Source organism: Microbacterium sp. USHLN186, assembly GCF_037145155.1.
GTDB lineage: Bacteria > Actinomycetota > Actinomycetes > Actinomycetales > Microbacteriaceae > Microbacterium.
The window spans coordinates 345,444-366,759 of the sequence record NZ_JBBCYA010000003.1 but is presented as its reverse complement, the minus strand read 5'-3'; the positions used below and the strand labels follow the sequence as shown (position 1 = coordinate 366,759).

At 70.4% G+C, this 21,316-nt stretch carries 24 protein-coding genes; 14 read left to right on the top strand and 10 right to left on the bottom strand.

Going from position 1 to position 21,316, the window contains the following annotated elements; all coding sequences use genetic code 11:
• Positions 1–11 precede the first annotated feature (11 nt).
• Genes nadA through WFG93_RS09175 form a run of 4 tightly spaced genes read left to right on the top strand, consistent with a single transcriptional unit; the run spans position 12 to position 4,801 of the window.
• Complete coding sequence (gene nadA / locus WFG93_RS09190) at positions 12–1,316, top strand: quinolinate synthase NadA (protein ID WP_336646026.1); 1,305 nt, start codon at positions 12–14, stop codon at positions 1,314–1,316.
• A complete protein-coding gene (gene nadB / locus WFG93_RS09185; RefSeq protein WP_336646025.1) occupies positions 1,313–2,803 on the top strand; it encodes an L-aspartate oxidase in 1,491 nt (496 codons plus the stop codon). Before nadA ends, nadB begins: the two co-directional genes overlap by 4 nt.
• Entirely contained in the window at positions 2,800–3,651 is an 852-nt protein-coding gene (gene nadC, locus WFG93_RS09180; RefSeq protein ID WP_336646024.1) for a carboxylating nicotinate-nucleotide diphosphorylase, read from the top strand. The genes nadB and nadC overlap by 4 nt, the downstream gene beginning before the upstream one ends.
• Before the next feature lies 1 nt (position 3,652).
• A complete protein-coding gene (locus tag WFG93_RS09175; RefSeq protein WP_336646023.1) occupies positions 3,653–4,801 on the top strand; it encodes a cysteine desulfurase family protein in 1,149 nt (382 codons plus the stop codon).
• A 32-nt stretch (positions 4,802–4,833) separates the two neighbouring features.
• On the opposite strand, the gene WFG93_RS09170 is transcribed toward WFG93_RS09175, so the two are convergent.
• Positions 4,834–5,820, bottom strand: coding sequence for a squalene cyclase (locus tag WFG93_RS09170; RefSeq protein WP_336646022.1), 987 nt, complete (start codon positions 5,818–5,820; stop codon positions 4,834–4,836).
• Between the two features lie 59 nt (positions 5,821–5,879).
• Between WFG93_RS09170 and WFG93_RS09165 the strand changes: the two genes are divergently transcribed.
• Positions 5,880–6,836: a glycosyltransferase family 2 protein gene (locus WFG93_RS09165; RefSeq protein WP_336646021.1), complete on the top strand. Its 957-nt coding sequence runs from the start codon at positions 5,880–5,882 to the stop codon at positions 6,834–6,836.
• A 4-nt stretch (positions 6,837–6,840) separates the two neighbouring features.
• Here the strand turns inward: WFG93_RS09165 and WFG93_RS09160 are convergent, their stop codons facing one another.
• Complete coding sequence (locus WFG93_RS09160) at positions 6,841–8,730, bottom strand: ABC transporter ATP-binding protein (RefSeq protein ID WP_336646020.1); 1,890 nt, start codon at positions 8,728–8,730, stop codon at positions 6,841–6,843.
• 169 nt (positions 8,731–8,899) lie between these two features.
• Between WFG93_RS09160 and WFG93_RS09155 the strand changes: the two genes are divergently transcribed.
• From WFG93_RS09155 to WFG93_RS09135, 5 genes are all read left to right on the top strand, one after another.
• Positions 8,900–10,375 (top strand): DHA2 family efflux MFS transporter permease subunit, encoded by a 1,476-nt coding sequence (locus WFG93_RS09155; RefSeq protein WP_336646019.1) that lies wholly within the window; start codon positions 8,900–8,902, stop codon positions 10,373–10,375.
• Between the two features lie 73 nt (positions 10,376–10,448).
• Positions 10,449–11,081 (top strand): carboxymuconolactone decarboxylase family protein, encoded by a 633-nt coding sequence (locus WFG93_RS09150; protein WP_336646018.1) that lies wholly within the window; start codon positions 10,449–10,451, stop codon positions 11,079–11,081.
• 360 nt (positions 11,082–11,441) lie between these two features.
• Positions 11,442–12,452 carry a DUF2804 domain-containing protein gene (locus tag WFG93_RS09145; RefSeq protein ID WP_336646017.1) on the top strand — a complete coding sequence of 337 codons (1,011 nt, stop codon included), beginning with the start codon at positions 11,442–11,444 and terminating at the stop codon, positions 12,450–12,452.
• 37 nt (positions 12,453–12,489) lie between these two features.
• Positions 12,490–12,993, top strand: coding sequence for a DUF6328 family protein (locus WFG93_RS09140; RefSeq protein WP_336646016.1), 504 nt, complete (start codon positions 12,490–12,492; stop codon positions 12,991–12,993).
• A gap of 130 nt (positions 12,994–13,123) precedes the next feature.
• Positions 13,124–13,414 carry a Fe-S cluster assembly protein HesB gene (locus WFG93_RS09135; protein WP_336646015.1) on the top strand — a complete coding sequence of 97 codons (291 nt, stop codon included), beginning with the start codon at positions 13,124–13,126 and terminating at the stop codon, positions 13,412–13,414.
• 89 nt (positions 13,415–13,503) lie between these two features.
• On the opposite strand, the gene WFG93_RS09130 is transcribed toward WFG93_RS09135, so the two are convergent.
• Positions 13,504–14,076, bottom strand: a complete 573-nt coding sequence (locus WFG93_RS09130) for a Dps family protein (protein WP_336646014.1) — start codon at positions 14,074–14,076, stop codon at positions 13,504–13,506.
• Positions 14,077–14,253: 177 nt separating this feature from the next.
• Here WFG93_RS09130 and WFG93_RS09125 point away from each other — a divergent pair, with 177 nt between their 5' ends.
• Together WFG93_RS09125 and WFG93_RS09120 are read left to right on the top strand one after the other, a co-directional pair.
• The gene (locus WFG93_RS09125; RefSeq protein ID WP_336646013.1) at positions 14,254–14,820 is read left to right on the top strand and encodes a 1-acyl-sn-glycerol-3-phosphate acyltransferase; all 567 of its coding nucleotides are present in this window, start codon (positions 14,254–14,256) and stop codon (positions 14,818–14,820) included.
• Positions 14,821–14,827: 7 nt separating this feature from the next.
• Complete coding sequence (locus tag WFG93_RS09120) at positions 14,828–15,316, top strand: GNAT family N-acetyltransferase (RefSeq protein ID WP_336646012.1); 489 nt, start codon at positions 14,828–14,830, stop codon at positions 15,314–15,316.
• A gap of 35 nt (positions 15,317–15,351) precedes the next feature.
• On the opposite strand, the gene WFG93_RS09115 is transcribed toward WFG93_RS09120, so the two are convergent.
• The 3 genes from WFG93_RS09115 to WFG93_RS09105 all read right to left on the bottom strand — a co-directional run bounded on the left by WFG93_RS09115 (position 15,352) and on the right by WFG93_RS09105 (position 17,698).
• Positions 15,352–16,407 (bottom strand): tellurite resistance/C4-dicarboxylate transporter family protein, encoded by a 1,056-nt coding sequence (locus tag WFG93_RS09115; protein ID WP_442928252.1) that lies wholly within the window; start codon positions 16,405–16,407, stop codon positions 15,352–15,354.
• 30 nt (positions 16,408–16,437) lie between these two features.
• On the bottom strand, positions 16,438–17,007 hold the full coding sequence (locus WFG93_RS09110; protein ID WP_336646010.1) for an alpha/beta fold hydrolase: 570 nt from the start codon (positions 17,005–17,007) through the stop codon (positions 16,438–16,440).
• 124 nt (positions 17,008–17,131) lie between these two features.
• Positions 17,132–17,698, bottom strand: a complete 567-nt coding sequence (locus WFG93_RS09105; protein WP_336646009.1) for a dihydrofolate reductase family protein — start codon at positions 17,696–17,698, stop codon at positions 17,132–17,134.
• Positions 17,699–17,799: 101 nt separating this feature from the next.
• On the opposite strand from WFG93_RS09105, the gene pdxH reads away from it, so the two are divergent.
• Together pdxH and WFG93_RS09095 are read left to right on the top strand one after the other, a co-directional pair.
• Positions 17,800–18,414: a pyridoxamine 5'-phosphate oxidase gene (gene pdxH / locus WFG93_RS09100; RefSeq protein WP_336646008.1), complete on the top strand. Its 615-nt coding sequence runs from the start codon at positions 17,800–17,802 to the stop codon at positions 18,412–18,414.
• The gene (locus tag WFG93_RS09095; RefSeq protein ID WP_336646007.1) at positions 18,411–19,100 is read left to right on the top strand and encodes a mismatch-specific DNA-glycosylase; all 690 of its coding nucleotides are present in this window, start codon (positions 18,411–18,413) and stop codon (positions 19,098–19,100) included. The genes pdxH and WFG93_RS09095 overlap by 4 nt, the downstream gene beginning before the upstream one ends.
• A 15-nt stretch (positions 19,101–19,115) precedes the next feature.
• On the opposite strand, the gene WFG93_RS09090 is transcribed toward WFG93_RS09095, so the two are convergent.
• From WFG93_RS09090 to WFG93_RS09075, 4 genes are all read right to left on the bottom strand, one after another.
• Positions 19,116–19,802 (bottom strand): hypothetical protein, encoded by a 687-nt coding sequence (locus WFG93_RS09090; RefSeq protein WP_336646006.1) that lies wholly within the window; start codon positions 19,800–19,802, stop codon positions 19,116–19,118.
• 48 nt (positions 19,803–19,850) lie between these two features.
• Positions 19,851–20,396 (bottom strand): hypothetical protein, encoded by a 546-nt coding sequence (locus WFG93_RS09085; protein ID WP_336646005.1) that lies wholly within the window; start codon positions 20,394–20,396, stop codon positions 19,851–19,853.
• Positions 20,397–20,735: 339 nt separating this feature from the next.
• Entirely contained in the window at positions 20,736–21,038 is a 303-nt protein-coding gene (locus WFG93_RS09080) for a HigA family addiction module antitoxin (protein ID WP_336646004.1), read from the bottom strand.
• The gene (locus tag WFG93_RS09075; protein ID WP_336646003.1) at positions 21,025–21,306 is read right to left on the bottom strand and encodes a type II toxin-antitoxin system RelE/ParE family toxin; all 282 of its coding nucleotides are present in this window, start codon (positions 21,304–21,306) and stop codon (positions 21,025–21,027) included. Before WFG93_RS09075 ends, WFG93_RS09080 begins: the two co-directional genes overlap by 14 nt.
• Between the last annotated feature and the right edge of the window lie 10 nt (positions 21,307–21,316).

The window sequence follows — 21,316 nt, the reverse complement described above, 5'->3', positions numbered from 1 at the left end:
AGGCGGCTGCGATGCCCACCTCTCCCCTGCGCACGATCGACCCGTCGGTCGATCACGCCCTGCAGGCGATTCTGACCGGCACGTCGACGGATGCCACCTGCGCGACCGACCTCGCCGCCGGGCCCTGGGACTTCGACATCCGGCCCGGGTACGGTCCGGGCTCGTCGATGGGCGACGTCATCCCCGTCGGCGCCCCGCGCCAGGGTGAGCTGCCCGCCGCCTATCGGGAGGCCGACGAGGATGAGCTCGACGCCCGCATCCGCGCCGCGAAGGACGCACTCGGCGATCGTGTCGTGGTGCTCGGGCACTTCTACCAGCGCGAGGAGGTGGTGCGTCACGCCGACTACGTCGGCGACTCCTTCCAGCTCGCCAACGCCGCTCTCGAGCATCCGGATGCCGAGGCGATCGTGTTCTGCGGCGTGCACTTCATGGCCGAGACCGCCGACCTGCTCTCCCGTCCGGAGCAGAGGGTGATCCTGCCCAACCTCGCAGCCGGCTGCTCGATGGCCGACATGGCCGACATCGACCAGGTGGAGGACTGCTGGGAGCAGCTCGCCGAGGTGCTCGGGCCGCTCGACCGACCGGATGCCGAGGGGCTGCTGCCGGTCATCCCGGTGACCTACATGAACTCCTCTGCCGTCATCAAGGGGTTCGTCGGTCGGCACGGCGGCATCGTGTGCACCTCGTCGAACGCCGCGACGGTGCTGGAGTGGGCGTTCGCGCGGGGCCGGCGGGTGCTGTTCTTCCCCGACCAGCATCTGGGGCGCAACACCGCCAAGGCGATGGGCGTGCCGCTCGAGCGGATGCCGCTGTGGAATCCGCACCGCGCGCTGGGCGGGGCCGGCGCTGACGAGCTGCGCGAGAGCCGGGTGATCCTCTGGCACGGGTTCTGCTCGGTGCACCGCCGGTTCACAGTCGACCAGATCGCGCAGGCGCGCGCCCAGCATCCGGGAGTGCGGGTGATCGTGCACCCGGAGTGTCCGATGGAGGTCGTCGACGCCGCGGATGAGGCGGGGTCCACCGACTACATCCGCCGTGCGATCGCGGATGCCGCCGAGCCTGCGGTCTTCGCGATCGGCACCGAGATCAATCTCGTCCGCCGTCTCGCGGCGCAGTATCCGCAGCACGAGATCTTCTGCCTCGACCCCGTTGTGTGCCCGTGCTCGACTATGTACCGCATCCACCCGGGATATCTCGCGTGGGTGCTGGAAGAGCTCGTCGCCGGCCGCAGGCCGAACCGCATCGCCGTGTCGGACGACGTCGCCGCGCCCGCGCGGGTCGCGCTCGAGCGGATGCTGGCGGCGAAGCCGCGATGAACGTCATCGTCGTCGGCGGCGGTGTCGCGGGGCTGAGCACCGCGCTGCAAGCTGTCGCGCGGGGCGATGCGGTGACTCTTCTCGTCAAGGGCGCGCTCGGCGACGGGGCGACGGCGTGGGCGCAGGGCGGCATCGCGGGTGCCTACGGCTCGGGTGATTCTCCCGCTCTGCACGCGGAGGACACTCTGCGGGCAGGCGACGGTCACGGTGATCCGCGGGCCGTCGAGGCGCTGGTAGGCGGCGCCGCGGCGGCGATCGCCGGCCTGGTCGCCGCCGGAGTCGGATTCGACCGTGCGCCGACCGGAGAGCTGTCGCGTGGTCTGGAGGCGGCGCACAGCCGGGCGCGCATCGCGCACGCGGGCGGAGATGCCACCGGCGCGGCGATCTCGGCGGCGCTGTGCGCGCGTGTGCGGGAGTCGGCGGTCCTCGTGCGGGAGGGCTGCATGGCGGCCGACCTGCTGGTGGAGCAGGGGCGCGTGCGCGGCATCCGCCTTCTCGGGGGCGAGACTCTGCGGGCGGACGCCGTGGTGCTCGCGACCGGCGGCGCCGGACAGCTCTACGCGCAGACGACGAATCCGTCGAGCACGACCGGCGACGGGATCGCGCTGGCGCTGCGCGCCGGTGCCCAGGCGGCGGATCTGGAGTTCGTGCAGTTCCACCCCACCGTGCTGGCGGGGGCGGCGCCCTTCCTCATCTCCGAGGCCGTGCGCGGGGCGGGCGCGGTGCTGCGCGACGCCGACGGTCGCCGATTCCTGCTGGACGAGCATCCGGACGCCGAACTCGCTCCGCGCGACGTCGTGGCGCGCGCTGTCGCCCGGCAGGCCCAGCGGCAGGGTGCTCCGGTGCTGCTCGACGCGACCGGCGTGAGGGGTTCGCTGGCCGAGCGCTTCCCCACGATCGACGCCGCGCTGCGCCGGCGCGGGATCGACTGGCGCCATGAAAGGGTGCCGGTGACGCCGGCCGCGCATTACCTGATGGGCGGTGTGGTGACCGACGTCGACGGGCGCACATCGCTGCCGGGGCTGTGGGCGGTGGGCGAGACCGCGTGCACGGGCGTGCACGGCGCCAATCGGCTCGCCTCGAACTCGCTGCTCGAGGGGGCGGTGTTCGCCGCGCGCGTCGCCGCCTCCTTGCCCTTCCCCTCCCCGCCTCTCCCCTCCGCGCCCTTCCCCCGCCCCTCGCTCCGGTATGACTTTGTGCCGCCTGCGAGCCGTCCAAGCGACCGAAACTCATACCGGAGCGAGGGGCGGGTGGGGATGCAGCGGCTGATGTGGGAGCAGGTCGGGCTGCTGCGCACCGAGGACGGACTGCGGGATGCCGTCGCGCAGCTGCACACCTGGACTTCCCCAGCCACCGACACCGCGGCCGGGCTGGAGGACGCCAACCTGCTCGCCGTGGCGCGCGCCGTGGCATCCGCCGCCCTCGCGCGTACCGAATCACTCGGCGCACACCACCGCCTCTCCCCCGCGCTGATCGGAGCCGCATGATCACCCCCGCCGCCCTGCACCGCACCGTTCGCGCCGCCCTCGAGGAGGACGCGCCCTGGGGTGACATCACCAGCACCGTCCTGCTGCCCGAGCACGCCCACGCGACCGCCGACCTCGTCGCGCGCGAGGGCGGCGTGTTCAGCGGGGGTGACGTCTTCGCCGCCGCCTTCACACTCACCGACCCCGGCGTCGAGGTGCGACTGCGCCTCGCCGACGGCGCGCGCTTCGAGCGCGGCGACGTGCTCGCCTCCGTCGCCGGAAGCGCGCGCAGCCTGCTCACCGCCGAGCGCGTCGCGCTGAACTTCGCCCAGCGGATGAGCGGCATCGCCACCCTCACCGCTGCGTACGTCGACGCGGTCGCCGGCACCGGCGTGCGCATCGCCGACACCCGCAAGACGACGCCGGGACTGCGCGAGTTCGAGCGCCACGCGGTGCTCTCCGGCGGCGGCAGCAATCACCGCCGCTCGCTGTCGGATGCCGTGATGGCCAAGGACAATCACCTCGCCGTGCTGCGTCAGAGCGGACACGATCTCGCCTCCGCCCTGCGCGCGGCGCTGTCACGCCTGCCGCACACCACGCACGTTGTGGTGGAGGTCGACCGGCTCGATCAGATCCCGGAGGTGCTCGACGGCGGCGCGCACACCGTGCTGCTCGACAACTTCTCGCTCGAGGACCTGCGCGCGGGCGTCGCGCTCATCGCCGGCCGCGCGGTCGCTGAGGCATCGGGCGGGGTGAGCCTGGAACGCGTCCGGGCGATCGCAGAGACGGGCGTGCAGGTCATCTCCGTCGGAGCGCTGACCCACTCGGCGCGCGCACTGGACCTCGGCCTCGACCTGCGGATCGACTGACATGCTCTACCTCGATCACGCCGCCACAACGCCGGTGCGCCCCGAGGTGCTCGAGGCGATGCGCCCCTACCTCGTCGGCATGCACGGCAACCCCTCCAGCCACCACAGCGCGGGCGAGCAGGCCGCGCGGGCCCTGGAACGGGCGCGCGAGCGGGTCGCCGCGAGCCTGGGCATGCGCACGAGCGAGGTGATCTTCACCTCCGGCGGCACCGAGGCGAACAACCTTGCCGTCAAAGGCATCGTGCTGGCCGCGCTCGCGGAAGACGCCCAGCGCCGCGCGCTGGTGACCACGCCGATCGAGCACGACTCGGTGCTGCAGTCCGCCGCGTACCTGCACCGGCTGCACGGAGTGGCGGTGCGGATGCTGGCGGTGGACGGCCACGGCGCCGTCGGCGCGGACGACCTCGCGGCGGCGCTGGATGAGCGCCCCACGGCACTGGTGAGCATCGGCCACGCGAACAACGAGGTCGGCACCGTGCAGGAGATCGGCTCCCTCGTCGCGGTCGCGCGCGAGCACGGCGTGCCGATGCACGTCGACGCGGTGCAGTCGGCGGGACGGGTCGATCTTCGCGGTCTCGGCGCCGACGCCGTCACGATCGCCGGGCACAAGCTGGGCACCCCGAAGGGCATCGGCGCGCTGGCCGTGCGCTCCCGGGTCCCGCTGGAGCCGTTGCTGCACGGCGGCGGGCAGGAGCGCGGGCGTCGCAGCGGCACCGAGAACGTGGCGGGCGCGGTGGCACTAGCCGCGGCGCTGGAACTCGCGGATGCCGAGCGCGCGCAGCACGCGTCGCGCGTGGCCTCGCAGACGTCCGCCTTCATCGATGCGGTATCGGATGCCGTGCCGCAGGCCGCTCTGACCGGCGCGCCCGAGCACCGGCTTCCGGGCCTGGCGAGCTTCACCTTCGCGGGAACCGCCGGGGAGGCAGTGCTGCTCGAACTGGAGCGGCGCGGGGTGATCTCATCGAGCGGCTCGGCGTGCGCGGCGGGAAGCGACGAGCCGTCACCGGTGCTGATCGCGCTGGGCATCCCCGCCGAGATCGCACAGACATCCGTGCGCTTCAGTTTCGGCCGCAGCCCTCTTCCCGATGGCGCGCCGGCCCAGCTCGCCGCCGTGGTCGCCGAGGCGGTGCGCGCGGTTTCCGCAACCTGATCACACGACCCCGCGATCACACGACGCCGCGATCACACGATGCCGGCGGCATCCCACCAGTCCAGCACCCGGGTGCCGATCAGCGTGAGCCACTTCGAGCGCTGTCCGGGTGGCGCGTCCGTGCGCACCCAGACCACGCCGGGATGCGCGTCTCCCTGACGCCAGGTGCCATCGTCCTGGCGTGCGGTGCGCACCGCCTGCACGGCGTCCGCGAGCCGCGGGTCGGCTGATGTCCCTTCGAGCTGCGCGACCGCCCGGAAGTGATCCAGCGCGGCGAGAGCGCTGTACTGCCAGCGGCTGGGCGCGATGAAGTCGGTGACGAAGTCTCCCACCTGCTGACCGTCCGATCGGCGGCGCATCAGGTGCCGCTCGAGCAGGTACTCCTCGCCGCCATGCCGTGTCGCGCGCAACGACATGTCGCCGGTGATCCGCTCGTAAGCGAGCATCTCGGCCACGGCGTTCAGCGTCGAGTGGAAGGAGGAGCGGGTGGAGCGCCCTTCCTCCGCCTCGCAGTTCCATCCGCCGTCCGCGAGCCGGTGCGCGGGGAACCAGGCGGCGAGCGCAGAGACGTCCGCGCCCAGCCAGGCGCCGGTGGCGAGGGTGAAGGCGTTGATGCACACGTCGATCTCGCCACCCCAGTACGGCAGGTCGTCGTACTCCCAGCGGCAGCCGTCGGCGAGCTTCTGCGCGGTGCCCGCCAGCGCTGCGGCATCCGCTCCCAGCTCCCGCAGGTCTTTCAGGGCCCATGTCGTCGCGATCCAGGGCTGGGCGTTCGGATCGTCCACGATCACCCCCTCCCCGGCGAAGTCCTCGGCGGGGAAGTATGCCCCGCCCGCCCAGCGGCCGTCCGCGTCCTGTCGCGCGAGGATCGTCGCTCCGAAGCCCTCGGTCACGACCCGCGCTCGGGTCGCTCGCCAGGTGTGCTCGGGCGCTACGAGCAGGTCGCGCTCGGCCTGCCAGCGCAATGCGGGGTCGGAGTCCAGCAGCCAGTCCACGATGTCCTTCGTCAGCGAAGTCATGGCAGGCACGTTACGCCGACCCGCCGACATGGCGCATCCGGTGACCCTAGACTCACCTCGTGCCCCCGCTCGCGACGCCACCGCCGCTCGTGACGATGATCGTTCCCGCTCGCGACGTCGGCGCTCACGTGCCCGCCGCTATCCGCTCGCTGCAGGCGCAGACGGAGCAGCGCTGGCACGCCCTGCTCGTCGACGACGGCTCGCGCGACGACACCGGTGCGGTGTTCGCCGCTGCGGCGGCAGCGGATGCCCGCTTCTCGGTGCTGCAGCATGACGAGTCCCGCGGTCTGGGCGCCGCCCGCAACATCGGCCTCGACCGCGTCGACACCCCGTTCCTGGGGTTCCTCGACGGGGATGACGAACTGACCCCGCGCGCGATCGAGACCTGGCTGCGCACGCTCGACGAGTCCGGCAGCGAGTTCGTCGCGGCCGCGTACGTGCGATCACGCCTCGTCGGTGGTGCGTATCGACCCGGCAGGGTGCAGCCGTGGGTCGCGGCCGCGACCTCGCCGCGCCGGCTGGGTGTCACCCTCGCCGAGCACCCAGACGCCTCCGCGAACATCGTCGCGTGGTCAAAGCTCAGCCGCAGCACGCTCTGGGAGGGGCTGCGTTTTCCCGAGGACGTCGCCTACGAGGACCAGGTCGTCGCGCAGCGGATGTACACCCAGGCGCGCGCCTTCGATGTGATCCCCGATGTCGCGGTGCACTGGCGGGTGCGCGCCGACGGCACCTCGATCACGCAGGGCCGCGCGCAGCTGCCGGTGCTGCACGACTATCTGGCGGCCCTGCTCGGCGGCATCGATGTGCTCGTCGGCGCCGGTCAGCTCTCCGCGGTGCGCGCTCGCATCGCCCTCATCCGCGCCATGGACCTGCCCTCTCTCGAGTCCATCGCCGCCGCGCATCCGGATCCCGCTTACCGCGCCGCCCTCGACGCGTTCCAGGACGCGCTGCGTGCGCTGCCGGAGTCGGCGCTGGCGGCTGCCGATCCCACACTGCGCGCCGCGCTGGACTGGTGAGGGCTCAGCGCGTCCCGTCCTCGAGGATGCGCGTCGCCGCCATCTGCTGCGCGGCGAGGGTGGCGTACAGCCCACCGCCGGCGAGCAGCTCGGAGTGCGTGCCCGACTCGACGATGCGCCCCGCCTCCACGACATGGATGATGTCGGCATCGATCACGGTCGAGAGCCGATGGGCGATGGTGAGCGTGGTGCGCCCCTGTGCCGCCGCATCCAGCGCCTCCTGCACCAGCCGCTCCGAGACGGTGTCCAGCGCCGAGGTCGCCTCGTCGAGCAGGAGCACCGGCGGGTCCTTCAGCAGCACGCGAGCGATCGCGATGCGCTGCTTCTCCCCTCCCGACAGCCGGTAGCCCCGCTCGCCCACCACGGTGTCGTAGCCCTCGTCGAACCCGGTGATGACATGGTGGATGTTCGCCGCGCGGCAGGCCCGCTCTAGCTCCTCATCGGTGGCATCCGGTTTCGCGTACCGCAGGTTCTCGCGGATCGTGGCGTGGAACAGGTACGTCTCCTGCGAGACGATGCCGACCTGGTCGATGATCGACTCCTGCGTCAGCGTGCGCACGTCCGCGCCCCAGAAGCGCACTGATCCACCGGACGCCTCGTACAGTCGGGGCGCGAGGTACAGGATGGTCGTCTTGCCCGCCCCGGAAGGGCCCACGAACGCGACGTGCTTGCCCGGCTCTGCCACGAACGACACGCCGTCCAACGTCGGACGCGTGCCGGGCGCGGCATCCGGATACCGGAAGACGACATCGTCGAACTCCACCTGACCGCGCGGTCCCGGCGCCTGCGAGAGATCGACCGCGTCGGGCGCATCGCTGATCTGCGGCACCAGGTCGAGGTATTCGAAGATGCGCGCGAACAGTGCCGTCGAGGTCTGCAGGTCCAGGGCGACGCGCATCAGACCCATCAGCGGCATGAGCAGGCGCGCCTGCACCGTGGTGAACGCAACGATCGTTCCGGCGGTGATCTCGGTCGCACCCGAGAGGAGGAAGAAGCCCGCGACGAGGTAGATGATGGCCGGCACGCTGGCCATGATCACCTGCACGACGGCGAAGAAGCCCTGACCGCTCATGGCCCGGCGCACCTGCAGGCGCACCTGGTTTCTGTTCTCGCCCTGGTAGCGCACGGACTCGGTGCGCTGGCGGTTGAAGGACTTCGAGAGCAGGATGCCGGACACGCTCAGCGTCTCCTGGGTGATGCTGGTCAGCTCCGAGAGCGACTCCTGCGTCTCGGCGGCGATGCGCGCACGCACCTGCCCCACCCGACGCTGCACGAGCACGAGGATCGGCATGAGCACCACGGCGATCAGCGTCAGGCGCCAGTCGATGAGGATCATCGCGACGAGCGAGGCGATCACGGTGACGGTGTTGCCGAGCACGCTGGTGACGGTGTTCGTCAGCACCCCCGAGACACCGCCCACGTCGTTCTGCAGCCGCGACTGGATGACGCCGGTCTTCGTCCTCGTGAAGAAGCCGAGCTCCATCGCCTGCAGGTGCTCGAACAGACGCACGCGCAGGTCGCCGGTGACCTCGTTGCCGACGGTCGAGGTCAGCCACGTCTGGGCGACGCCCACCACCGCCGACAGCAGGAAAAGGCCGATCGTGATGCTCACCAGCGTCGCCAGCAGCGGGATGTGCGGGCCGCCGCCGTCGACGGGGAAGAGCGCGTCGTCGAAGATCCGCTGCACCAGCAGCGGCGGGATCACCGCGATTCCGGCTCCGACGACCACCAGCAGTGCGGTCAGCACGAGCCTGGCGCGGTACCGGGCGAACAGCTGCACCACACGACGACCGAGACCGGGCACCTTGGGTGCCGCTGCGTTGAGGCGGCGCTGGGCCGCCTCGTCGACGCCCCGGAACGCCACTCCCCGTCCTCCCGGCACACCCATGCTCATCACCTCAGGCTAGTCGGCCAGCAGAACGACGACACCGATCCGCCGAACAGCGTTAGGATGAACGGCTGACCTCCGCCGGCTGCGTCGCTTCGCGCCGGATTCCCCGCCGCGCAGACGCGCGCAGCCGCACCGCCATCTGCACCTCTCACTTCACCTCTCGAGGAGACCCATGTCCGACGTCCGCACCGGACACGCTCCCGCCGCCGCCGCATCACGCGCCATCATGCCCGCCAAGGACATGGCGGTGATCTGGGTGCTGCTCGCCGCGGCCTTCGTCGCGATCCTCAACGAGACCACCATGGGCATGGCGATCCCGCACCTGATCACCGACCTGGGCATCACCCCGATCGCCGCCCAGTGGGTCACGAGCGCGTTCATGCTCACCATGGCCGTGGTGATCCCGATCACGGGCTTCCTGCTGCGCCGCTTCACGACCCGGCAGATGTTCCTCGGTGCGATCGTGCTGTTCTCGACGGGCACGCTGATCGCCGCGCTCGCGCCCGGATTCGCCGTTCTGCTGGGCGGGCGCATCGTGCAGGCGTCCGGCACCGCGGTGATGATGCCGCTGCTGATGACGACCATCATGAATCTCGTGCCCGCCGCCTCGCGCGGCCGGATGATGGGTCGCGTGAGCATCGTCATGTCGCTCGCGCCCGCCATCGGACCGACCATGTCGGGCTTCCTGCTCGACCACTTCGGGTGGCGGGCGATCTTCGTCGTCGTGCTGCCGATCGCCCTGGTGGCGATGTTCATCGGGTGGCGCTGGCTGACGAACGTCGGCGACACCACGCGCGCCCCCATCGACGCGCTCTCGATCGTGCTGTCCGCGTTCGGCTTCGGCGGGATCGTCTTCGGACTCAGTCAGATCGGCGGCCTCAGCAGCGGCGCAGCGGCGACCCCGATGATCGCCGCGCTGTGCGTGGGAGCTGTCGGACTCGGCTTGTTCCTGTGGCGGCAGGTGGTGCTGCAGAAGCACGACGATGCGCTGCTCGACCTGCGCGTGTTCTGCTCGCGAGGCTTCTCGCTGTCGATGGCGCAGATGTTCCTGCTCTCCCTCGCCTTCTTCGGCAGCATCACCGTGATCCCGCTGTTCCTGCAGGACGCGCTCGAGCTCAAGGCGCTCGAAGCGGGGCTCGTGGTGCTGCCGGGTGCGCTGGCGATGGGACTGCTGGGTCCGCTCATCGGTCGCGTGTACGACAGTCACGGCACGCGCATCCTGCTCATCCCCGGATCGTTCCTGGCCGCGTCGATGCTGTGGTTCTTCACCACGCTCACCGTCGACAGCTCGATCTGGGTGGTGCTGGTCGCGCAGACGTTCCTCTCGGTCGGCCTCGCGCTGTCGTTCACCCCGCTCTTCACGGCCTCGCTCGCTTCGCTGACGCCGCGCTTCTACGCCTACGGCAGCGCGGTGATCGGCACGATCCAGCAGGTCGCCGGCGCTGCCGGAATCGCCGTGATGATGGCGATCTTCACGGCCGTGACCAACGCCGGCGGCGGCACCGAGGTGCCCGCTGCGGTCGCCGCAGGCACGCGCACCTCGGTTACGCTGGGCGCGATCATCGCGACAGTGACGATCGTCGGCGCGTTCCTCATCCGCAAGCCGGCCGACGAGCTGGAAGAGACGGCGGCGCCCGCCGCGCACTGAGACGGGACGAGAGCGCCCCCACCACCCGCAGGTCGCTCTTTCCTCGCGCGGGGTGCGGGAGTACCGTGCCTCCATGATCATCACTCCGCCGACGCCGGAGGGCGCCGCAGGTGCCGTCGCCGAGATGTATCAGGAGGACCTCGACGCGGACGGCTTCGTGCACCGCTACACCGCGGCGATGGCGCTGAACCCCGAGGCGCACGCCGCGTTCGTCGCGCTGGTGCGCGCCGTCGTCCCCTCGATCGGGGTGCGCGTGTACGAGGCGGCGACCCTGGGCGCCGCGCGCGCGATCGGATCGACGCACTGCCTGCTCGCGCATTCCCGCAAGGCGCTCGACGCGGGTGTGCTCGACGAGGCGGGGGTGCGCGCATTCGCCGCCGACGACGACGCGGGCTTCGACGAAGCCGAGCAGGCGGTCATCCGCTATGCGCAGCGGTTGTCGCGTTCACCAGAGGAGATGACCGACGACGACGCGGCCGAGCTGCGTGTGCACGGCTTCACAGACCGGCAGATCCTCGACATCACCCTCGCGGCGGGGCTGCGCAACCACTACAGCCGGTCGCTGCTCGCGCTGGCCGTCCCGCTCGACGACGACCCGCTGCTCGCGCCCGAGCTGGCATCCGCGCTGCGCTCGCGCGCCGACGTCGCGCACGCCTCGGCCCCCTCCGCCTCCTCCGCGAGCCCCTCGGAGGGCAGCACGCAGTGATCTCCGGTGCAGTATCCGGCGGGGGCGACTGAGTCGATCAGCCGCAGCCCCGCCGCGGGAGCAGATGTCCCCGAACCGGGTGCCGAGAAAGCGGATGCCGACGCCGCGGAGGACTCCTGTTCAGCCATGCCCTCGATGCTACGCCTGCCGTCGAGGCCCGCGACCCTCTATGGTGAGATCACCCGAGTCGGGGCGAGCGCGCTGCCGCGAACGCCCCGCACCGCGCGTCGTCGCGCCGAAAGGATGCTCATGAGCACCACCGCTGCCCTGCCGACGCTCGATGGCGCGCCCACCCGCTTCCACCCTCCGCATCCCCGGCGCTGACGTGCACACCCTGATGACTACGCGTGGAGGACGTGCATGACGCCGGAACGGGAGATCACCGAGCGCGTCGCGCTCACCGACGGTCGCGGGCGCCAGAACCCGGATGCCGTCGGGTGGGCGCGTGAGCCGATCATCGACACCGATGACATCGGCGGCGGTCTGCGCGGCTGGGGCCGCAGCAAGCGCTGGGAGCACTGGACCGTGCTCACCCCCACCCACGCGGTCGCCCTGATGATCGGCGCCCTCGACTACGCGAACGTCCGCCAGCTGTGGGTGCTCGATCGTCGCACCGGCACGGAGGTCGACGCGTTCGAGCTCAGTCCGCTCTCGGTCGGGGTGCAGTTGCCGGGCACGCTGGATCACGGACCGGCGCGCTCGAACGGGCGGCAGGTCTCGTTGGAGTTCTCGGATGCCGCCGGCGCGACCCTGCTGGTGGGGCGCTCCCCCCGTGTGCGGGTCGAGATCGTCGCCGCCCGCCGTCCCGGGCACGAGATCCTGACGTCGGCCGCGCCGTACGCGGACGCGCAGCCCTCGATGAGTGTGCGCGATGTCGACCGGCCCGCATCCGGCGTGCTCGAGATCGACGGAATCGTGCACGACGTGCCGGCCGGTGCCTCGTGGGCCATGCTCGATCACCTGCGCGCCCGCCCGCCGTACCGCACTCATTGGGTCCGGGCGGCGGGGGCCGGGATGACATCCGGCCACCGTCTGGGTCTGCAGCTCGAGGGCGGCCCGCAGGCGCTGCGGCACGGGGTGTCGCAGAACGCGTTCGCCGTGGACGGGCGGGTGCACAAGATCGCCGGGGACCTCGAATGGACCGTCGATCATGGCGATCCGACGGCACCGTGGCGAGCTCGCGGCGACCGCGTGGATCTCACCCTGCATCCCGAGCACGTGCGTCGCGGAACGACGCGCCTGCTCGCGTTGCGCTACGAACGCCACCAGCGGATCGGACGCTTCCAGGGACAGGTGCGCACCGACGGCGGTGAGTGGCTGGACGTGGACGGGGTCACGGGCTGGGTCGAGGAGGTGGTCGCCCGCTGGTGAACCGGGGTCATCGCGCGAGCGTGTAACGTCCGATGTCATGGACCACACCGACTCCGACGCGCAGCACGACGGGCGTGACGAGACGCGAGCCGAGCGCGCCGACCGCAACTGGGAAGAGCTCATGCAGGAGCTCCGCGTGATGCAGACCGGCACCCAGATCCTGACGGGCTTCCTGCTCGCGGTGGCCTTCCAGCCGCTGTTCCGTGAACTGAACGACCTGCAGCGGCTGCTGTACATCACGCTCGTCCTGCTCGCCGCGGTCGCCACGGTGCTCGCGCTCACCCCGGTCGGCATGCACCGCGTGCTGTTCGCGCAGGGACGCAAGGCCGAGCTCGTGCGGGTGTCGCACCGGATCGTCAAGGCGAACATGTTCGTCATCGCCGCCCTGACCCTCGGCGTGACGGTCCTCATCATCGACTTCACCTTCAACCACGTATTCGCGTTCATCGCCGCCGGAATCGGGCTGGTGATCATCCTGGCGCTGTGGTTGGGGCTGCCCCTGCTGCTGCGCCGGGGAGGGCACGGCGAGAGCCGACGCTGAGAGCCAGGACAGCACTGGGTGTGAAACCCCTCAAAGACTCCGGCTCAGCTTGAACCCGGCGCCGCGGTGCGGAATCGTGGCACGGACATCGCGCCGAACGGTGTGGTGTCCGCAACCGGAAGGAGAGCCGATGCTCACCCTGACCGAGAACGCAAACACGATCGCGGCAACCATCGTCGCCCAGCAGAGCACGACGCCGGATGCCGGACTCCGCATCCACTCGTCGGGCACCGAGACCGAGCCGCGCTTCGCGGTGACGGTCGCCACCACCCCAGAGCCCGGCGATGCGATCGTCGGCGACGAGGACATCCGGATCTTCCTGGAGAAGGCCGCTGCCGATGCGCTCGACGACAAGGTGCTCGACGCCTCGGTCGACGAGCAGGGCGCTGTGTCGTTCAGCCTCTCGCCGCAGCCGGCCTGACCGCCGCCGCACGCAAGACGAGGGCCGTCATCCCCACTCGGGGATGACGGCCCTCGTGCTGTCCGATGCCGGCGGTGCCGACCGAGGCGTCACTTGCTGGGCGTGCGGTTCTCCGCGCTGACCATCCACGCGTACTGCTCGAGCTTCTCGATGATCGCGTGCAGGACATCCGCCGAAGTGGGGTCCTCATCGTCGACCTGATCGTGCACACGACGCATCGTGGCGACAGTCGCCTCGAGGCGCACGGTGATCAGATCGATCGTCTCGGTCGTCGAGACCTCGCCCATCGGGAACTCCGGCAGCGTGGTCGACTCGGCGACGGTGGCGCTTCGCCCGTCCGGGGCCGCGTGCAGCGCGCGCAGGCGCTCGGCCACCGTGTCACCGAAGGTGCGCGCGGCCTCGATGATCTCGTCCAGCTGCAGATGCGTGTCACGGAAGTTGCGTCCGACCACGTTCCAGTGCGCCTGCTTGCCCTGCACTGACAGCTCGATGAGGTCGACGAGCACCGCCTGCAGATCGCGGATGAGTTCGGGCGACGCCTGGAAGCCCTTCTCGGCGTTCTCCAGCGGCGTGCTCTCGGCGGCATCCTTCGCCTTCACCGCATCCTTCGTCTTCGTGCCTGCGTTCTTCGACTTCTGGGTCGCGGTGCTCTTGGCTGCCATGAATACCACCTCTGTCTTCTGCACGGCGCTGCGCGCCGCGCGGTCCGTTTATGTGTGCTCGGCACGCTAACACCGCTCGGCGCGCCTCATGAGGGGGTTGATTTCACCGCCGCGGTGGTCCACCCGGGCCGTGCAGGCATGCTCGCGCCCGCATATCCGCTGCCCTACGGTGAAGGGATGCTTCGACGTCTCATCGCGCGGATCTTCTGGCTCTGCAGTCGCTGGACTCTGCGGTCGCACCCTGCGCCCGTGCGGCCGACCGTGCTCATCGGCGCGCCGCACACCTCGAACTGGGACTTCGTGCTCATGCTCGCCATCTCATGGCGGCTCGGCATCGACGTGCGCTGGCTCGGCAAGAAGAGCCTCTTCGCCGGGTGGCGCGGGCCGCTCATGCGCGCCCTCGGCGGCATCCCTGTCGATCGGGCCGATCCCGGCCGAGTAGTCGGCGACGTAGTCGAGCGGGTGCGCAGCGGCGAGGTGTTCGCTCTCGTCGTCACGCCCGACGGCACACGCCGGGGCCACACGCACTGGAAGTCCGGGTTCTACCGCATCGCGCGCGAGACCGGGATGCCGGTGACGCTGGGCTATGTGGACCGCAGCACCATGACGTGCGGCCTCGGCCCGACCATCGAGCTCACCGGTGACGCGCCGGCCGACATGGACCGCATCCGCAGCTTCTACGCCGACAAGGCCGGATTGCGCCCGGCGCACCGCGTCGAGCCGCGCCTGCGTGAAGAGGGATGATGGACGCATGACCACCTCCGAGAGCAACCTGCAGATCCGCTTCGCACGGATCGGGCCCGCGGATGCCGGCGAAGTGCTCACCCTGCAGCGCGCGGCCTTCGTCTCCGAAGCCCTGATCTACGGCAGCGTCGACATGCCGCCGCTCACGCAGACGCTCGACGCCGTGCACGCCGAGCTCAGCGACTGCTACGGATGGACGGCGCGCGCTGACGGCAGACTCGTCGGCGCGCTGCGCGGCAGGATCGACGGCGACCTGCTGCTGGTCGGGCGCATCGCGATCGCTCCTGACATGCAGGGCGAGGGCATCGGCCGTTCCCTGCTCGAGCAGGCCGAGCGGGCCAGCGATGCTGCCGAGGCGGAGCTGTTCACCGGCAGCCTGAGCGAGGCGAACCTGCGCCTGTACGAGAGCTGCGGCTACCGCATCAGCCAGCGCGTGCCGCAGGACGACGGCACCGAGCAGATATTCCTGCGCAAGCGGCTGCACGCGCCGCGCTGAGGCCGCTCGCCAGACCGCTCAGCCGCCGACGCCGCTCAGCCGTCGACTCGCAACGACGGGTGCTGCGGACGCAGGGTGCCCCAGACGGCGCGGGTCGCGTGGTGCAGCATCGCGGCGAACACGGCGGCCCACACGATGACGGCCACCACCAGCACCACGTGTCCGACCGCGCCCGCCGCGGGAAGCTGGTCGGCGCGACCGAGCGACTCCGACGCGACGGCGAACATCCCGATCGGGAAGACCATCGACCACAGCGTCGGCACGTAGCGCAGCGGGACCCGATGCACTCCGTGCCGCCACACTCCCGCGCCCACCAGCAGGGGGATCAGCCACAGGCAGAAGACCCAGAAGATCACCACGGTCGCCGCGATCAGTGGCCGTACCGCATCCACCATGGGCGTGCGAGGCATCTCGACGATGCTCGCTCCCGCGACGACGGCGATCGCGAGCGCGCCCATCGCCACCCAGTAGGCGGGGTCGAACTGCTGCGGTGTCACTCCGTAGTGCACGACGCGCAGCAGGACGAGCATGGCGATCGCCGCGTACAGCACCACACCGACCGCCCACGCGAGCACCGCGAGCAGACCGACCCCCATGGCGAGAGCGCTGCCCTCAGCGGGCCGCAGCTGCGTCATGCTGATGGCGAGTGACTGACTCGCGACAGCCCACACGAACCAGGTGCCGTTGGCCCGCGCGAGGATCGGCCTGCCGTCCCGGGTCATCAGCACCTGCCACGGCAGCAGGTAGCCGAACACCACCCAGATCACCCCGGCGAGCACGAACAGCGGCAGGGCGAGCGCGGTGAGGTCCTCTCGCGCGAAGCGCACCCCGAGCACGCCCGAGGCCGCCACGACGGTGAAGTACGCGAACGCCTTCTCAGGGTCGCGCAGGTCGGCGAGCACGTTGCGGCCGAACGCGACTGCGCGCCAGAGATACATCGCCCAGAGCAGGAGGTACAGGGTTGCGGCGAGCCACATCAGCACGACGGATGCAGCATCGACGCCCAGGTCGTGCAGTCCGATCGAGACGATGCCGGTGCCCATCACGGCCGCGAAGTATCCGGGTGCCAGTTCGGCGACCGCTGTGCGCACCGGGTTCATCGTCGGCTCTCCGCGAGGAGGTCAGTCCCAGTCCAGGTACTCCTCGATCACCACGGCGGTCTCGATCGGGTGCGTGGCGACGAAGTAGTGGTCGGCATTCGGGATGCGGGTGATCGTGGCGCGCTCGGGAGCGGTGGCCTGCAGCGCCTCGGCGTGCGCCGCCGGGGTGACCTCATCGTTCTCGGCCTGGATGATCAGCACCGGGATGCCGGGGGCGAGTTCGATCTGCTCGTCCTCGACGCCGAGCAGCAGCAGGCCGTTCACGTGTCCTGCGTGATCGAGGGCGAAGGTGCGGGCGATCGTGCCGCCGGAGCCGTGTCCGCCGATCCAGGTGTCGTCGATGCCGAGGTCGGTGATGACGGCGGCCGCGTCGCCGGCGCGCTCTGCCACCGAGGTGCCGTCGGCATCCGCGCGCGTGCCGATGCGCACGACGCGGAAGCCGGCCTCTTCGGCGAGATAGTGCGAGATGACGCCGAGGCCGTCGGCTTCGAGTGCACGGTCGGTGACCAGCACGAGCGTGACCGGGCCTTCGCCCTCGTCGATGAAGGGGACACCGCGGCCTTCAGGCTCGAAGATGCTGGGCTGGGTCACGATGTGTGCTCACTTCCGGTGGTCGGTGGCGCGACGATGGCCTCCCCCAGCGTACCGGGCACCGCCGCGATCACCTCGTCGGGCGTCATCCGGCGCCTCGCCGGCATCCGCTCATTCTTTCGCCTCAGCCGGTACGAGGGGAACGGTAGTGCAGGTACGCGACGCCGTCCTCGAAGACGCGATGCTCGACCAGCTGCAGATCCAGTCGCGTGTCGCTCGGCAGGGCGGCCAGTCCCCCGCCGACGACCTTCGGGAAGACGAAGAAGCGGAAGTCGGCGACCATCCCCGCGCGGATGGCGTCTGCGGCAGTGGTCGGGCCGAAGATCTCCACCTCACCGGTCGCCTCGTGGACCAGCCGCTGCAGAGCCGGCAACTTCAGACCGGGCACCAGCCGGTCGTCCGGGGCGACCTCGGCCTCGGAGAGCGTGGTCGAGACGACCACGTGATCCAGCCCCTGCCAGCGGCGCGCGAACTCCCGCTCGGAATCATCCCAGCCCTCGTCGGGCTCCTGCTCCCAGTACCGCATGAGCAGGTAGGTGTGCCGGCCGAGCACCTCGGCCGACAGCTGCGACATCCGGTCGATGTGCAGCTGGAAGACCTCGTCGTTGGGGCCCGACCAGTTGAAATCCCCCTGCGCGTCGGCGACGTATCCGTCGAGGGAGATGCTGGCGGTGTAGCTGAGAGTGCCCATGCGATGCTCCCCAGAACGCAGATGGATGGGATGCCGAGCGTAGGCCGATCGGTCGCCGCGGACAAGACCCGCGGGCGGGGCGAATCGGGCACGATGGAGCCATGCCCCTCGATCAGCCGCCCGCCACGCCCTTCCCATTGTTCGAGGAGTGGTTCGCCGACGCGCGTCGTGCGGAAGCCGCCGACCGCCCGTTCTCGGCGACCGCCATGACCCTTTCCACGCTCGCGCGGGCCGGCAGCGGATGGCGTCCGCGTTCGCGGGTCGTGCTGCTGAAGGAGTGGGACGAGCGCGGCTTCGTCTTCTTCACGCACACCGACTCCGACAAGGGCCGGGAGCTCGCCGCCTGCCCGCAGGCCGCGCTCGTGTTCCACTGGCCCGAGCTGGAGCGGCAGATCCGCGTGGAGGGCACGGCCGCTCCGGTCACGCGCGCGGAGGTGGAGGCGTACCACGCGACGCGTCCCCGGGGTTCGCAGCTGGGCGCCTGGGCGTCTCGGCAGAGCCGTCCGATCGGGGATCGTGCGGAGCTGGAGGCCGCGGTCGCGCTGGCCGAAGAGCGCTTCGCCGCCGTGGAGGTGCCGGCGCCGCCGCACTGGGGCGGCTTCCGGGTGGCGCCCGAGCGGATGGAGTTCTGGCAGGGGCGGCGGTCGCGGCTGCACGATCGGCTCGTCTACGCCGTCGACGGCGCCGGCTGGACCACCGAGCTGCTCGCACCGTGAGCGCCTCAGCCTCCGCCACAGGAGGGCTTCCGGCCGACTGGGCGTCCTGGCGCGGGCCGTCGCCGCTCGGCGGACGGCGCCCCGACCGCGCAGAGCTTGCGCATGCGGCATCCGCCGGTCTCGGCCGGGACGACGTGCTCCCCTTCCCGAGCGATGCGGACTCCGCGGGTCGGGTGCGGCTGCTGATGGTCGGCATCAACCCGAGCCCGTGGACGGTCGCTGTCAACGCGCCCTTCGCGCGCCCCGGCAACAGGTTCTGGCCGTCGCTGGCCGCGGCCGGCCTCACCGATGGCGTCGTGGACGCGTCGCGCGGTCTGTCGCCCTCCGACGAGCGGATGCTGGCCGCGCGCGGCATCGGCATGACCAACCTCGTCACCCGCCCCACAGCGCGCGCCGACGAGCTCTCGGCCGCCGAGCTGCGCACGGGCGGTAAGCGGCTCATCGAGCGGGTGCGAGTGCTGCAGCCGGACACGGTCGCCGTGGTGGGGATCACGGCCTTCCGCACCGCGTTCGGCGTGCCGCAGGCGCGAATGGGCGCTCAGGATGCCGGCGCTGTGCGGGACTGGCCGGCCGATGTGCGACTGTGGGTGGTGCCGAATCCGAGCGGCCTGAACGCGCACGAAACGGTCGACACCCTCGCCGACTGGTGGCGGGCGGTCCGGGCGGCGAGCGCCTCGCTCACGTAGAGCCAGCGGCCGGCGTCAGGAGAAGAGCTGACGAAGCGCGTCGAGGTCGCCGGAGTCGACCACGCTCTGGACGGCAGCGATGGTGCCCTGGTCGGTGAACATGGGCTTGAGCGTGTCGTGCCAGATCGCCCGCACGGTGTCCACGTCACCCGCGTCGACCGCTGCACCTGCGGATTCGATCGCCTGCTGGTACGGAATCTGCAGGAATCCGGCCGGCGCGTCCATGGGGCCGTAATACGGTATCCAGGGACTGTCGGGATCGGGCGTGAGCCACAGCACCTGGCCCGGGTGTATGTCACGTCTGTGGTTCATCGAGTCGAGGGTCGGATATGCGCAGAGCCGCTCGGCAACCACGGCCATGACGTCGTCGGCCTCAACCGTGTAGGTCACGGGCAAGCCCTCTGCGTCGACTGTCACCTCACCCCGCGCGAACTCGCGTGCGCCCAGATCGCGGAGAGTCCCTCGTCGTGTCCAGTACAGCCCGCCGTCAGTGCTGGAGACCTCGGACAGGCTGGAGCAGCTTTCAGACTCGGCGGCTTTCGGCGTCGGCGTCGCTTCGGTGACCGGCGTAGCGACAGCCGCGGGAGCGGATGCCGTGGGCGTGCTCGCCGCTTGTGGCGTGGTCACAGCGGTGCATCCGGCGAGCGCGAGGGCGGCCAGCCCGACAGCGGCGAGAGCGACCGAGAACCTGGGTGTGAGCATGACGCCATGTTGGCAGACCTGCGACTGCGACTGCGCGTACTCGTACCGCTAGTCGAACGATTCGTTCGCGCACTCGCCTGAGAGCACCGGCCAGGAGTGCGCGTCCGGGCAGAGGTCGTGCTGCCATGATCCCTTGCCCGCAAACCTGTCCTTGCTGAAGTCCGTCCAGATCTCGATGCCGCCGGTGGGCAGTGCGCGGATCCACGTCACGACTGCGTCGCCCTCATCTGTCGGCGCCGCATGCACGAGTTCCGCACCGGTGGTGCCGACCGCATTCTCCAGGCATTCTGTCGCGGCGCCTGGAAGGTGCTCTCCGACGCCAAGAGTGAACTCGCCGCATGAGTCGAGCGGGACGCGCTCCGAGAATGCACGCGGCGCCGATTCCGGCGTCGGACGGACCTGTGGATGCGCAGTCCCTGCGAATTCGGGCTCGCCAGCATGCGCCGTGCACGACACCAGCAGGAATGCGGCTGCGATGAGCGCGATGAAAGAGGCGTTCCGACCCATCATGGTGACCCTCCTACGATCAGGCGTCGCGGCTGCCTCGTTCGTCTCATATGCGCGCAGGCTTCCGAATTCGTGCCGTGCGCGCATGCCGTTTCGCCTCGATGCGATCGCTCGACGACCGGCGAGGCTCACACGTTGAAGCGGAACTTTACCGCGTTACGTCACAGAGAGGCATCTCGCCGGCTGACTCCGGCCGCTCCCTACTTCGTCGCGAGGCAGGAGACGAGCGCGTCCGCGACCTCATCCGCCGGGGTCGCTTCGTACGCGGCTACCCGACTCGCCAACTCGCCGACAGCCCGCAAGAGAGCATCGATTCCTCCACCGCGTCGATGGACAGATGCACGGAGTCCATGAGCCCAGCAGCGATTTCAGCAACGCTGGTCTTCCCGACGCCGGGAAGACCAGAAATCACGATGAGATGCCCGGTCACGCGATCTTCAACGGAGCGATCGAAGCGATCTGCTCCCCGGCGAGATCCTCTGCACGGTCAAGCTCGTAGTGACTCTGCAGATTGATCCAGAACTCCGCCGAGGTGCCGAAGTACTTCGCAAGGCGAAGTGCCGTGTCTGCCGTGATCCCCCGCTTGCCGTGCACGATCTCGTTGATCCGCCGGGGCGGCACTCCGATTGCGACGGCGAGTCGGTTCTGCGTGATCTCGAAACCCTTGATGAAGTCCTCCATGAGAACCTCGCCCGGGTGTATCGGGGGAATCTTGTCAGTGGTAGTCAACGATCTCCACCTCCTCTGGTCCGGCGTCCGTCCACACGAAGCAGATCCGCCACTGGTCGTTGATCCTGATGCTGTACTGACCGGCTCGGTCACCCTGGAGGGCCTCGAGCCGGTTGCCGGGTGGAACCCGGAGGTCCTCGAGTACCTCCGCGGATCCCACCTGACGAAGCTTGCGCAACGCGACGCGATGGATCCGCGGATCCATCGAGCGCACCCGCTCACGTCGCCACAGCCGTTCGGTCTCCTTGTCGCCGAACGACCTGATCATGCAGCCAGCG